The organism is Viridibacillus sp. FSL H8-0110 (assembly GCF_038003565.1).
Classification (GTDB): Bacteria; Bacillota; Bacilli; order Bacillales_A; family Planococcaceae; genus Viridibacillus; species Viridibacillus arenosi.
In genome coordinates this window covers 4011098-4024259 of record NZ_JBBOPJ010000001.1, presented here as the reverse complement: position 1 = coordinate 4024259, position 13162 = coordinate 4011098, and the positions used below count along the sequence as shown (strand labels likewise).

11 protein-coding genes and 1 riboswitch are annotated in these 13162 nt (G+C 35.5%); of the genes, 10 read left to right on the top strand and 1 reads right to left on the bottom strand.

What is annotated here, in order from left to right; all coding sequences use genetic code 11:
• Window positions 1-7 precede the first annotated feature (7 nt).
• Window positions 8-358: a lmo0954 family membrane protein gene (locus MHH98_RS19910; RefSeq protein WP_038180386.1), complete on the bottom strand. Its 351-nt coding sequence runs from the start codon at window positions 356-358 to the stop codon at window positions 8-10.
• A gap of 173 nt (window positions 359-531) precedes the next feature.
• Between MHH98_RS19910 and MHH98_RS19905 the strand changes: the two genes are divergently transcribed.
• The 10 genes from MHH98_RS19905 to MHH98_RS19860 all read left to right on the top strand — a co-directional run bounded on the left by MHH98_RS19905 (window position 532) and on the right by MHH98_RS19860 (window position 13156).
• Entirely contained in the window at window positions 532-1620 is a 1089-nt protein-coding gene (locus MHH98_RS19905; protein WP_038180383.1) for a metallophosphoesterase, read from the top strand.
• Window positions 1621-1729: 109 nt separating this feature from the next.
• Window positions 1730-2554 carry an undecaprenyl-diphosphate phosphatase gene (locus MHH98_RS19900; RefSeq protein WP_038180380.1) on the top strand — a complete coding sequence of 275 codons (825 nt, stop codon included), beginning with the start codon at window positions 1730-1732 and terminating at the stop codon, window positions 2552-2554.
• A 131-nt stretch (window positions 2555-2685) separates the two neighbouring features.
• Window positions 2686-3396 carry a response regulator transcription factor gene (locus MHH98_RS19895; protein WP_038180378.1) on the top strand — a complete coding sequence of 237 codons (711 nt, stop codon included), beginning with the start codon at window positions 2686-2688 and terminating at the stop codon, window positions 3394-3396.
• Entirely contained in the window at window positions 3386-4744 is a 1359-nt protein-coding gene (locus MHH98_RS19890) for an ATP-binding protein (protein WP_038180375.1), read from the top strand. Before MHH98_RS19895 ends, MHH98_RS19890 begins: the two co-directional genes overlap by 11 nt.
• A 1-nt stretch (window position 4745) precedes the next feature.
• Window positions 4746-5435, top strand: a complete 690-nt coding sequence (locus MHH98_RS19885; protein ID WP_051448585.1) for a PepSY domain-containing protein — start codon at window positions 4746-4748, stop codon at window positions 5433-5435.
• A gap of 91 nt (window positions 5436-5526) precedes the next feature.
• Entirely contained in the window at window positions 5527-6705 is a 1179-nt protein-coding gene (locus MHH98_RS19880; RefSeq protein ID WP_051448584.1) for a PepSY domain-containing protein, read from the top strand.
• Between the two features lie 236 nt (window positions 6706-6941).
• Window positions 6942-7120: riboswitch (cobalamin riboswitch) on the top strand.
• 180 nt (window positions 7121-7300) lie between these two features.
• Window positions 7301-9526: a ribonucleoside-diphosphate reductase subunit alpha gene (locus MHH98_RS19875; protein ID WP_038180374.1), complete on the top strand. Its 2226-nt coding sequence runs from the start codon at window positions 7301-7303 to the stop codon at window positions 9524-9526.
• Window positions 9527-9538: 12 nt separating this feature from the next.
• Window positions 9539-10579 carry a ribonucleotide-diphosphate reductase subunit beta gene (locus tag MHH98_RS19870; RefSeq protein ID WP_038180371.1) on the top strand — a complete coding sequence of 347 codons (1041 nt, stop codon included), beginning with the start codon at window positions 9539-9541 and terminating at the stop codon, window positions 10577-10579.
• Window positions 10580-10772: 193 nt separating this feature from the next.
• Window positions 10773-12068, top strand: coding sequence for a globin-coupled sensor protein (locus MHH98_RS19865; protein WP_143691039.1), 1296 nt, complete (start codon window positions 10773-10775; stop codon window positions 12066-12068).
• A gap of 125 nt (window positions 12069-12193) precedes the next feature.
• Window positions 12194-13156, top strand: a complete 963-nt coding sequence (locus MHH98_RS19860) for a 2-hydroxyacid dehydrogenase (RefSeq protein WP_038180369.1) — start codon at window positions 12194-12196, stop codon at window positions 13154-13156.
• The last annotated feature ends 6 nt before the right edge of the window (window positions 13157-13162 follow it).

The following is a 13162-nucleotide window of genomic DNA, read 5'->3' as shown; positions in this document are numbered from 1 at the left end:
TTCCTCCTTATTTCGTTAATTCATCCCATTGGTTTTCAAAATTTGTGAATGGATCATCTGTTTTTGCAGTGATGATTTGTGTTGTTTCTTTACCGTCCCATTTTCGAATAATATACCAAAGTGCAACGATTGCGATTAAACCGATAAAGCTAGGGATATTCGCTACAGCTGTTAGTAAACCTGCGATTGCAACAAGAGCCCAGATGATTTTTGCGAATGTTGATTCACTCTTTAAGTAGAAGTGAATACCTGCATATAGGATGGCTGCTGAAATAGCCAATCCTGCCATAGCTCCAAGTGAACATAAAATGGTGATAGCGGCGATGACGCCGATGATAAATAACCCGACTTTTTTCATAAGTTAGTGCCTCCCTTCGTTTGTACCTTTATATTACGCTAGGATTGTTTTTGGACAAACGGCCTTGAAATGCATTTTCAACTAAGACCAGAGACGTAGAAATTACTAGTTATGCTTCTAACAAGTCGTTTCTAGAGTGAAATGCTATACTAACAGGAATAAGGAGGGGTTTTATGGGTAAAAGAATTGGGTTTGGCTTAATCGCGTTTCTACTATATAATTCAATAGTTTTTTATTTAGGCTGGAATGTCTATACATGGCTCCATGTGACTTTTTCTTTTGAGGGACCAGTCGTTTTTGGAGTGATTTGGGCAATAATGGCTTATAGCATTATGATTGAACGCATTCATCATAAACTACGTATATTTAAAATTATTGGGAGCTATTGGATGATTGTTATTCAGTATGGTTTGTTGTTATTCCCAATCGCGAATTTACTTGTATGGCTTTTGCCAGGCACACTAAAATGGGTGGGTTATGTTGTTGCCGTATTATTACTCATCATTGTAGCTTTCGGTAGCTATATGGCGTACTCACCAGTTGTAAGAAATCTTACGATTAAAATTCAAAAAGCTAATCCAGTACAAAAGCCATTAAGAATGGTTATAGGCTCAGACTTTCACTTAGGCATTTTATCGAATAAAACCCATTTAGAACGTTTTGTGAAATTGTCTAATGAAGCAAAACCAGATGTTGTCTTTCTAGTTGGAGATTTAGTTGATGATGATCCCATTTGGTATGTGGAGTATGGGATGAGTGAAGTGATGAAGCAATTGAAAAGTACATATGGTGTATATGGCGTTTTAGGTAATCATGAATATTATGGACGTAAAATTCCATTATTTGTTCATGAAATGGCTGAATCTGGCGTAAACATTTTACAAGATGAAACAATTCTAGTGGCAGATTCGTTTTATGTTACAGGAAGAGAAGACAAAACTAATGCGGATCGAGCTTCGCTAGAAACGTTAGCAACAACCGTTGATCACAAGTTACCTTGGATTGTAATGGACCATACGCCTACGGATATTGAAACACCAAGTAAGCTTGGTGTAGATGTACATTTATCTGGACATACACATTTAGGACAAATGTGGCCGAATCAATACATTACACGAAAAACATTCGAACACGATTATGGTTATAAACTGAAGGTAGCAACGCATACAATCGTGTCATCAGGGTTCGGATTTTGGGGACCACCAATTCGGACGAATAGTCGTTCAGAAATGTGGGTTGTAGACGTAGAGTTTTGTAAGTGATTTTTAACATAATGGTAAAAGTTAAACGAGGTATATTGTGGTATGATAGTTTAGCTAGAAATGGCGTGAGGATTCGGCATTTCAATTATTAAAAGAATAAGGAGATACTATGGACTTTATTGAATTATTAAAGGCTCTTATACTGGGCTTAGTAGAAGGTATGACGGAGTTTGCACCAGTGTCATCTACAGGACATATGATCATTGTAGATGATATGTGGTTAAAAACCGAAGAATTTTTAGGAATGTATTCTGCTAATACATTTAAAATCGTCGTACAGTTAGGCTCTATTTTAGCGGTCGTCGTAGTCATGTGGAAACGATTATTAAGTTTAGTAGGACTTTATAAAATTAAAGGTCAACCAGCAAATCGTAAATTTAACTTAATACATGTTATTGTAGGAATGTTACCTGCAGTTATTTTAGGATTTGCGTTCAAAGATTATATCGATGACTATCTATTTGGAGTAAAACCGGTTATTTTCAGCTTAGTAGCTGGCGCGATTTTAATGATTGTTGCAGATAAATTCGGGCCGAAAAGACCGACAGTTACTACTTTAGATAAAATTTCATATGGTCAAGCATTAAAGATTGGTTTAGTACAATGTTTATCATTATGGCCAGGATTTTCACGCTCAGGTGCGACCATTTCAGGTGGGGTATTATTAGGGTTAGATCATAAAACGGCAGCGGATTTTACATTTATCATGGCAGTGCCAATTATGGCAGGGGCTAGCTTAGTATCTGTTTTGAAAAACTGGGAGTACATGTCGATGGACCATATTGGATTTTACGCAGTAGGATTCGTTAGTGCCTTTGTTTTTGCACTATTATCGATTAAATTCTTCTTAAAACTTATCGACAAAATAAAATTAACACCATTTGCCATCTATCGAATTATTTTAGCGATTGTATTAGCAATTATCGTGTTTTAATGAAAAGTGAGTCTACCTTTTAAAAAAGGTAGGCTCTTTTTATTTGGGAAATTTGTATAACGTATAGTCCTTCTCATGGAATTTTCATAATGACATGATACTATGGAAATAAAAAACGGTTGGTGAGAATAATGGCTGAGCGCATATTAATCATAGAAGATGAGGAAAAAATTGCACGAGTGTTACAACTGGAATTAGAATTTGAAGGTTATGAAACGGGAATTGCCCATACAGGAACAGATGGACTTATTTTATACCGTGAACAGCAATGGGATCTCCTACTACTGGATATTATGCTTCCAGGTTTGAACGGGCTGGATGTATTGAAGCGAATTCGTGCAACAGAATTTAATACACCTGTTATTATGCTTACTGCAAAAGGTGATGTTGAAGATAAAGTGGCTGGACTGGATCTTGGCGCTAACGATTACATGACAAAACCTTTTGAAATAGATGAATTACTAGCACGAATTCGAGCGGCACTCCGTTTTAAACCTCAGCAAATGGAAGTTACTGTAGAACAAGATGAGTTTTTCCATGAGTATGCAGACTTGTCTATACATGAACAGACGCGTGAAGTAAAAAGAAATGGGAAATTAATTGATTTAACACCCAGGGAGTATGAATTACTACTCTATTTAATTAAAAATCCAAAACAAGTTCTTTCACGAGAGCAAATTTTAGATGCTGTATGGGGGTTTGATTATTACGGGGATACGAATGTCGTAGATGTTTATATTCGTTACATTCGTCAGAAGGTGGATAAAGGCAGTAAACAACCACTTATTCAAACAGTCCGTGGTGTCGGTTATGTATTAAAGGAGCAGGTGAATGAAGCTTAAGACTAAAATTCATGTTTTCTCGTCGCTTGTTATGTTGATTATCCTTGTACTTACGATGGTTGGAATTTACTTCTTATATGAAAAAATGGCCTATGACACAGAGTATAATCAACTATTATCTGAGTCAACAGAACTTGTAACGTCTATTAGCCAGACAAGTAAAGTAAATGACCCAGCTACTATATTACGCGCATATATCCCTCCAAGAGGTGCAATAAGAGCCGTTGATAATAATGGTAAATCACTCGTTACGGTACAATCTACTGAAGGTATTGAGGATTATCATCCCAATATTGATGGGCATAAACGATATTCAGTGGAAAAATACGAAGGTATCCCAGTGTTATCAATGAGTATGCCTGCAATTTGGGTTGACGGTTCTGTTGTACACATACAAATGCTACAGTCCATGAAGGATGTAGCGCGAAATTTAGAGTTGTTACGTCTTGTCTTACTTGGTGTAACAATTATTGCGACAATTCCTATTGTGCTCTCAAGTATGACGCTAGGGCGTATCGTTACTAAACCAATTCATCGGCTAATTGCAACGATGCAGGAAAGCCAAAAGTCAGGAACCTTCGAAAAAATAAATGTAGAAAATGAAGGCAGAGATGAAATGGCTGAAATGAGTCGTACATTTAATGAGATGATGTGCCAGTTGGAGCAAAACTTTCGTAAGCAAGAGCATTTCGTTTCGAATGCATCTCATGAATTAAAGACACCTTTAACTGTAGTTGAGAGTTATGCTCGTCTATTGAAGAGACGTGGTTTTGATAATAAAGAAGTTGCAAATGAAGCGGTACAAGCAATTTTAAGTGAATCCATTCGTATGAATGAAATGATTCAACAAATGCTTGAATTAGCCAAAAATAAAGAACAATCACCATTATCCATTGAATCAGTTGATATTTATAAAGTATTAGAGGATACATTACATCAAATGCATCAAGCTTATGGCAGAGAATTTAACTTACTAGGTAAAGGTCCAGTTATATCGAAAACGGATGAACAAAAAATTAAACAGCTATTCTTTATTTTCTTAGAAAATGCACGCCATTATAGTGAACGTGAAATTAATGTAAGCATAGCAAAAGAGGGATCGCAATTAGTCGTTCGCATTCAAGATTTTGGTCAAGGCATTGCCCAAGAGAATATTCCACATTTATTTGATCGTTTTTATCGTGTTAGTGAGGATCGCAATCGCAAAACCGGTGGTACGGGTTTAGGACTAGCTATTGCACATGAGCTTGCTGAGCGTTTAGCAATTAATATTACTGTATTAAGTACGCTAGGTGAAGGAACTACAATCGTCTTGCGATTTGAAAATAGTAATGAGGGGGAACGATGATATGCGCATTCGCGAAAAGCTATCAATACTATTCATTGTGACACTCATCATTATTGCGACGATTCTTAGTATCATGATTTGGAATAAACTAACGAAAGAAACACCTCTTACAACTGAGGAAATTTATAATAATATTGAAACGATGTATGGAGGGGAAATTATCTCTTTCCTTACTATAAACGATCAATATCGAGTGCAGCTTCAAAGAAATAGCAAGCTTTATCAACTCGAAGTTGATGCTGAATCAGGCAAAATCTTATTGATGAAGCAGAAAAAAACAGCTGTTAAAGAAAAAATAAAATATCTACCAGAAACTGAAATACGAAAAATTATAAAAGAACAATATGACGGGAATATAAAAAAAATCTCACTCAATACAAATAAGGAAGACCCCGTATTCCAAATAGAAGTAGTAAATGGTAAAGAGCATATTAACTTATTAATAGATGCAATTAATGGGGAAGTTTTATCAGAAATTCAAGCAGATGCAGAGCAAGATTCTTCACTTTTATCTAAGGAACAAGTGATTACTATTGCTAAGAAAAAACTGAATGGAACTGTAGAAGAAATTTCTTTTTACGATACGAGTGATGGCGGATATTATTTAGTGGAGATTGAAGGTAACGACAAAGATGCAGTATTTCAAATCCATGCTATTTCCGGCAAAGTGTTATCCATTACGTGGGATTAATAATTTCTCATCAAATTCTAATCTTATTCTCCTTATTCTTTCATTTTCATTGTGTAAAGTATAAGTATCAACAAAGAGGAGGAACTTAATTATGAAAAAAATGATTACAGCATTAGCAATTACGGGGTCACTTGCAGTATCTGGAGTAGTTGCGGCAGCGGGCATTCAAACTAACTCAGGTAAAATTTTATCGTCAGAAGAAATTACGAAAAAAGCACTTAGCTACGTAAAAGGTACAGTATACAAAGTAGAGTTGGACAAAGAAAAAGGTGTTCAAGTATATGAAATTGATGTGCGAGGCAAAAGTAAAGAATACGAATTAACATTAGATGCTAAAACGGGAAAGTTACTAGAGAAGAAAACAGAGACTACAAAAGTTTCTAATTCAGTAAATAATAAAAAAGTAATTGGTTTAGCAAAAGCGAAAGAAATAGCATTGAAATCGGTTAAGGGCTCTGTAAAAAAAGCGAAGTTAGATCGTGAAGATGGTATTTACGAAATTGAAATCATTAGAGCTGGATATGAATACGATTTTGATATCAATGCGTACACAGGGAAAATTGTGAAAAAAGAAAAAGAGAGAATTTCAAAAAAAGTAGTAACTGGAAAAGTGATTGGTTTAGAGAAAGCGAAGCAAATAGCTTTAAATAATGTTGGTGGTACTGTACAAAAAGCCAAACTAGATAAAAGTGATGGCGTATACGAAATCGAAATTATTAATGGTACAACAGAATATGATTTTGAAATCGATGCAAAAACAGGGAAAATCCTTAAAAAAGAATCAGAAGTAGCTGACGATGTAATCACAACTACTAAACCAAATACTCCTAACACTGGCGATTCAGCAAATCCTTCAACACCTGCAAAAGTAATAGGCATTACAAAAGCCAAAGAAATTGCTTTACAAAATGTTAATGGTACAGTAAAAAAAGCAGGATATGACCGTGAAGATGGCGTATATGAATTTGAGATTTTAACTGCTGATTATGAATATGATATCGATGTCGATGCAGTAACTGGGAAAGCTATGATTACAGATAAAGAAAGAATTACAAAAGTACCAAATCCAACAACAACTTTCATCGGTGAGCAAAAAGCTTCTCAAATTGCTTTAACAAAAGCAAAAGGAACAATTACTAAAATTGAATTAGATGAAGAAGATGGCGTTTATGAAATTGAAGTAAAAGATGGCATGTATGAATACGAATTAGAAATTGACGCTAAGACTGGTGCCATTCTTGATTTCGAAAAAGAGTATGAAGACGACTAATCTTTAATAAAATAGTTCTTTGGCTACCTAAAATATAATTTTGGGTAGTTTTTTATTATTTTCATACTTAAAAACAATCCTAACCTACTGTTTTGTAAAAATAAAATAGACTTTATAGGAAATTATAAAACATTTTTCGTAGGTCTTTTGCTTTCATTTACTTTAATTTTACGATTCTACTTGTCTGATAGGAACACAATATGTTAGATTAGATTAATCAATAAAACACAATATATAGTATGTGAGCGAAAAAAGGTACCATATACGGTTTAAAAGGGAATTCGGAAGAGAAACCGAAGCTGTCCCCGCAACTGTGAATGCGGACAACTGTCAATTAACCACTGAGCAATGCTTGGGAAGGATGACAATTGGATGATGCATGAGCCAGTAGACCTGCCTTTTTCGCATGACGACACTTTCTTCGGGGGTTGAGGAGTTGAAGCGAGAGACTTTACATTGAACAATTTACTTTTGATTACAAAAGTATTTTTTTGTTGTGATTTCGCCTGCTTCCAATTTTAAAACCTAGAGCGATGGCTCTGCCGAAGAAGGCAGATTCATCGCTTTTTATATTTGTAAAAAAGGAGACGACAATATGGTCCAATTAATGACATATGAAAGAGCAATATTATTATCTCAATTAGAGGAAGAGTTTGGTAGAGAAGAAATTAGCCAGCTTATTAGAAAGTCTGAACGCTGGGAAAATAAGAATCCAGAAGGAACTGACGCTGAATGGACAAAGGCGATGAGCTTAGAAGCGTTAAGCTTTTTAGATGAAGAAGACACATATTGGACATTCGTTGCAGCTCGCTTATTATTGGCGGGTGTTTATAGAGAAGCATCTACAGTACGCCAATTAGAAGTAGGACAGGTATACACAGCATTTGCTATACAAGTTGAGAAGCTTGTCGAAAAAGGTTTATATGATCCAGCTTTAACAAAATCATATACAAAACAGGAACTTGAAGAAATTGGTCTAATGCTTGAACCTAAACGAGATGAAATCTTTACATATATCGGATTGAAAACATTATTGGACCGTTATGTTACGCGAGATTATGACAAAACACCAATTGAATTGCCCCAAGAGCGTTGGATGATTATAGCGATGACACTTATGCAAAATGAAAAAACAGATCGCCTTGCGAAAATTAAAGAGTCTTACTGGGCAATGAGTAATTTATATATGACGACTGCTACTCCTACATTATCAAATGCAGGTAAAACGCATGGTCAATTATCAAGTTGCTTTATCGATACAGTAGATGACAGTTTACAAAGTATTTATGATTCAAATACTGATGTTGCGACACTTTCGAAATTTGGCGGTGGTATCGGTGTCTATATGGGGAAAGTACGTAGTCGTGGATCATCTATTCGTGGCTTCAAAGGAGCTTCAAGTGGTGTTGTTCCTTGGATTAAACAATTGAATAATACAGCAGTATCAGTAGATCAATTAGGTCAACGCCAAGGCGCGATTGCTATTTATCTTGATATTTGGCATAAAGATATATTCCCATTCCTTGATTTGAAATTAAATAACGGTGATGAACGTATGCGCGCACATGATATTTTCACAGGCGTTAGTTTACCTGATATTTTCATGGAGGCTGTTGAAGCACGTGAAGATTGGTACTTATTTGACCCGCATGAAATTCGCGAAGTAATGGGCTTTAATCTAGAAGATTACTATGACGAAAAACGTGGACAAGGATCATTCCGAGAGAAATACGAAGCTTGCTTAGCGAACCCAATATTAACGCGTGAAGCTGTACCAGCAATTGATATCATGAAACGTATTATGCGTAGCCAATTAGAAACTGGTGTGCCGTTCATGTTCTACCGTGATGAAGTAAACCGTAAAAACCCAAATAAGCATGAAGGTATGATTTACTCAAGTAATTTATGTACGGAAATTTTCCAAAACATGAGCGCTACTAAGTTCGAATCAATTACATTAGAAGATGATGTTATTGTAACGCGCCGCAAACCTGGAGATTTCGTTGTATGTAACTTATCATCTATCAATCTTGGACGAGCTGTACCTGCTGAAGCTTTAGAAAGATTAATCCCAATTCAAGTGCGTATGTTAGATAATGTTATCGACTTAAATCGTATTCCTGTTCCTCAGGCAGAACGTACAAATGCACGTTATCGTGGTATTGGTCTTGGTACATTCGGTTGGCATCACTTATTGGCACTGAAGAGTATTGCATGGGAATCTGAAGAGTCTGTAGAATTTGCGGACAAGCTTTACGAGCAAATTGCTTATTTAACAATACAAGCATCAATGGAATTAGCAAAAGAAAAAGGTCAATATCCATTATTTGAAGGTTCGGACTGGCAAACAGGAGAATACTTCACAAAGCGCCAATATAAAGGCGAAAAGTGGGCTACATTACAACAAGCAGTTGCTGAAAATGGTATGCGTAACGGCTATGTAATGGCTATTGCGCCGAACTCATCAACATCAATTATTGCAGGAAGTACGGCGAGTATCGATCCAATTTTCCAAAAATCGTATTCTGAAGAGAAAAAGGATTATAAGATCCCGGTAACTGTTCCTGATTTGAACCAAGAAACAACTTGGTATTACAAATCTGCTTACTTTATTGATCAAAATTGGACTTTAAAACAAAACGCAGCACGTGCTCGTCATATTGACCAAGGTATTTCGTTGAATATATATGTACAAAACACGGTAAAGGCTAAAGAATTATTAGAATTGCACTTAAATGCTTGGAAACTAGGCATTAAAACGACATACTACGTTCGCTCAACGTCGGTTGAATTATTAGAATGTGAATCATGTGCAAGCTAGGAGGAACTAACGATGACAAAACTAGAAAAACGAAAATTAATGGATAAAACAGCTCCAAACCGTTCGACAGGTATTGTAAACGGGAGCTCTTCAAATATATTAAACTGGGATGATGTTCGTTTTAGCTGGGCATATCCAAAATATAAAAAGATGCTAGGTAACTTTTGGACTCCTTTCGAAATCAATATGGGGAACGACATTAAAGAGTTCCCAACATTAACAGCGAATGAAAAAGAAGCATTTATGAAAACAATTGGATTACTTGCAATGTTAGACAGCGTTCAAACAGACTATGCAGGAAAAGTGGCAGATTATTTAACAGATTCTAGCTTAAATGCTTTAATGATTATCCTTGCACAGCAGGAAGTAATTCATAATCATTCTTATTCATATATTCTTTCAAGTTTAGTATCAAAAGATGAGCAAGATAAAGTATTTGATTTCTGGCGTACAGAACCAGTCCTTGAAAAACGAAATGACTTTGTTATTAAAGGATATAAAACATTTTCTGAAGAGCCTAATATCGACCATATGTTAAATTCCATCGTCTATGACGTCATTTTAGAAGGTTTATTCTTCTATTCTGGCTTTGCATTCTTCTATCATTTAGCACGAAACCAAAAGATGGTAGCAACGAGTACGATGATTAATTATATAAACCGTGACGAACAACTTCATGTTGACCTATTCGTTAAAATCTATAAAGAATTGTTGGAAGAATATCCTGAATACGATACGCCAGAGCGTGCTAAGCAAGTGGAAGATATTTTCCGTGAAGCAGCTGCACTTGAAATTGAATGGGCACATGAAGTCATTGGAGACAAAATTGATGGCTTAGATGTAGATGATGTAGAAGATTATATTTATTTTTATACGAATGTACGCTGTTCACAATTAGGCTATGAAAGACCTTTCGAAGGCTACCGCAAAAATCCAATGAAATGGATCAAAGCTTATGAAGATGTTGATTTAGGGAAAACTGACTTCTTCGAACAACGTTCTCGTCAATATGTGAAGGTAAATGTTCAAGATAATGGTTTTGATGAACTATAAAAAGTGAAATAATAATATGAAGATGGGCGCTTTAGACAGCGCTCATTTTTTTGTTGTACACATAGTCTTTAGACCTATCTATAATTATGATAGAAAAAACTTATTAAATAAATATCGTAATAATAGATATAAAGGTGTGTTTTTTGATATAGTTTAGTAAAAAGTATAGATATTTTAGGGGTGGGCTAAGTTTATGTTGTCGTTCAAACGTAATAAGGTAAATAAGATGATTCTTCCGGAAGTGGACATAACGAAAACTGGGGTTTTTATAAGCGATCAGGAACGTCTACACCAAATAGATTTATTAAACTTAACAAATGAAGATTTACGTATCGCACGTCAATTGAAACCTACAGTGGAGAAACATATAGTCGAAGTTGTAGAGCAATTCTATGCATCAATTGAAACCGTCGCTTCTATGAAGGAACTTATTCAGCAACATAGCTCTGGTGAAAGGTTACGTCAAACATTACGACAACATGTAATTGAAATGTTCGATGGGATTATTGATGATACATTTATCGAAAAACGCACTCGTGTAGCGAAAGTGCATGTTCGAATTGGATTATATCCAAAATGGTATTTAGCTGCATTCCAAAAATTAGAACATAATTTAATCGAGAAAATATATGGCTTAGAGTTGGAGACTACCTTAGAACGTAATGTTATTGATTCTGTGAAAAAATTAATTAGCTTTGAACAACAAATCGTCCTTGAAGAATACGATCAATTTTCAAATCAATTATTAGAACAACAACAAGAAAAAACGCGTATGTATGTAAAAAATGTTATGGGTAGTATTTCTAGTAACTTAGAATCGCATTCTTTACATACTTCAGAGTCTGTTGAGACATTAATTGCAAGTACTAGTGAAGTGAATAAACATGTGAAGAGCAGTATTCAAGATGCAAAAGGTACTCGAGAAGCATCCGAAAAAGGATACGAGCAAATGCTTCTACTAAAAAAACATACAAATGAAATTAATGAAAAAACGAATGAAATGTCAAAAATGATTCATGCGCTAGACGCATCTTCATCTGAAATTCAAGCAGTAATCGAGATTGTAAAAAATATTGCAGGACAAACAAATTTGCTGGCATTAAATTCAGCTATTGAAGCTGCTAGAGCTGGTGAGCATGGTAAAGGATTTGCTGTTGTGGCTGATGAAGTACGTAAACTTGCAGATCAAACGAAGAAATCTGTCGAACAAATTGCAAGTTTAATCGGTGTATCCAGTGGTGTAACCAGTCAAGTAGTTACAGCTATTCAAGATATACAAAACCTTGTAACTAATGGTATTGAAGAAAATGAAAGATCGATGCAAGAATTTGAGAACATCGGTAAGGCTGTAAATATAACCATCCAAGATTTTCAAGAGGTAGAACAACGAATGGATATTCTATCGAATGTCGTAACAACTATAGGTGAAACTTCAGAACAATTAAAACAAGCTGCTACAGAATTAGAAACAACGGTGAGAAAGTTTTAATGAATATTACTGTATTAATAGAAATGTTAAATTTATCTATTAAGATAGTTTTTTTATGCTTTTTAATCGGAGCACTTTGAGAATATGATAAGCTTTCACTAAGTTCTTTAAAGGAGGCAATTTAGATGAAACCGTTAGTTTGGATTACTAGACAATTACCAGAGGAGAGCATATCACCACTCCGTGAAATAGCTGAAGTGAAGATGTGGTCATCTGCGGATCAACCGATGCCCGCTGAAGAATTGAAACAAGCAGCTGGTGAAGCGGATGCAATGTGGGTCATGATATCTGATCAAATAACGCGTGAAGTTATTGAAGTGGCGCCAAAGTTAAAAATAATCGCTAACCTAGCAGTTGGCTATAATAATATTGATATTAAAGCTGCAAAGGAAAAAGGTGTTATTGTAACGAATACACCCGATGTCTTAACAGGAACTACAGCGGATTTAGCATTTGCTCTAATGCTAGCAACAGCTCGTAGAATCCCAGAAGCAGAGCGTGAAGTACGAAATGGTAAATGGACAGGTTGGTCTGTTAACCAATTAACAGGGATGGACATTCATGGTGCAACTTTAGGTGTCGTAGGAATGGGGCGTATCGGAGAGGCGGTAGCAAGACGCGGAATGGGTTTTGATATGAGAATTTTATATCATAATCGTACAAGAAAGCCTGAAGCTGAAGAGAAGTATGGTTTTGAGTATGCGGAGCTAGATACATTACTGAAAGAATCGGATTTTGTTGTGCTATTAACTCCGTTAACACCTGAAACAAAGGGCTTAATCGGTAAAAGTGAAATAGCATTGATGAAAAACAGCGCAATTCTTATTAATGTTGCACGTGGTGGAGTTGTAGATGAGCAAGCGTTATATGAGGCGTTATTAAATAAAGAAATTTGGGCAGCAGGACTTGATGTTTTTGAAACAGAGCCTGTCCCAACTGATCATCCTTTATTAACATTACCAAATGTTGTAGTGCTTCCTCATATAGGTAGTGCTTCAATTCGTACTAGAAATAATATGATGGCAAAAAATACAGAGTCAATTGCAGCCTGTTTACAAGGAAAAGAAATAAAGAATCCAGTGAAATAAAGCAAA

Bases quoted from the DNA above. Each gene is read 5' to 3' on its own strand.
- MHH98_RS19910 (WP_038180386.1), bottom strand. From the start codon at position 358: ATGAAAAAAGTCGGGTTATTTATCATCGGCGTCATCGCCGCTATCACC.
- MHH98_RS19905 (WP_038180383.1), top strand. From the start codon at position 532: ATGGGTAAAAGAATTGGGTTTGGCTTAATCGCGTTTCTACTATATAAT.
- MHH98_RS19900 (WP_038180380.1), top strand. From the start codon at position 1,730: ATGGACTTTATTGAATTATTAAAGGCTCTTATACTGGGCTTAGTAGAA.
- MHH98_RS19895 (WP_038180378.1), top strand. From the start codon at position 2,686: ATGGCTGAGCGCATATTAATCATAGAAGATGAGGAAAAAATTGCACGA.
- MHH98_RS19890 (WP_038180375.1), top strand. From the start codon at position 3,386: ATGAAGCTTAAGACTAAAATTCATGTTTTCTCGTCGCTTGTTATGTTG.
- MHH98_RS19885 (WP_051448585.1), top strand. From the start codon at position 4,746: ATGCGCATTCGCGAAAAGCTATCAATACTATTCATTGTGACACTCATC.
- MHH98_RS19880 (WP_051448584.1), top strand. From the start codon at position 5,527: ATGAAAAAAATGATTACAGCATTAGCAATTACGGGGTCACTTGCAGTA.
- MHH98_RS19875 (WP_038180374.1), top strand. From the start codon at position 7,301: ATGGTCCAATTAATGACATATGAAAGAGCAATATTATTATCTCAATTA.
- MHH98_RS19870 (WP_038180371.1), top strand. From the start codon at position 9,539: ATGACAAAACTAGAAAAACGAAAATTAATGGATAAAACAGCTCCAAAC.
- MHH98_RS19865 (WP_143691039.1), top strand. From the start codon at position 10,773: ATGTTGTCGTTCAAACGTAATAAGGTAAATAAGATGATTCTTCCGGAA.
- MHH98_RS19860 (WP_038180369.1), top strand. From the start codon at position 12,194: ATGAAACCGTTAGTTTGGATTACTAGACAATTACCAGAGGAGAGCATA.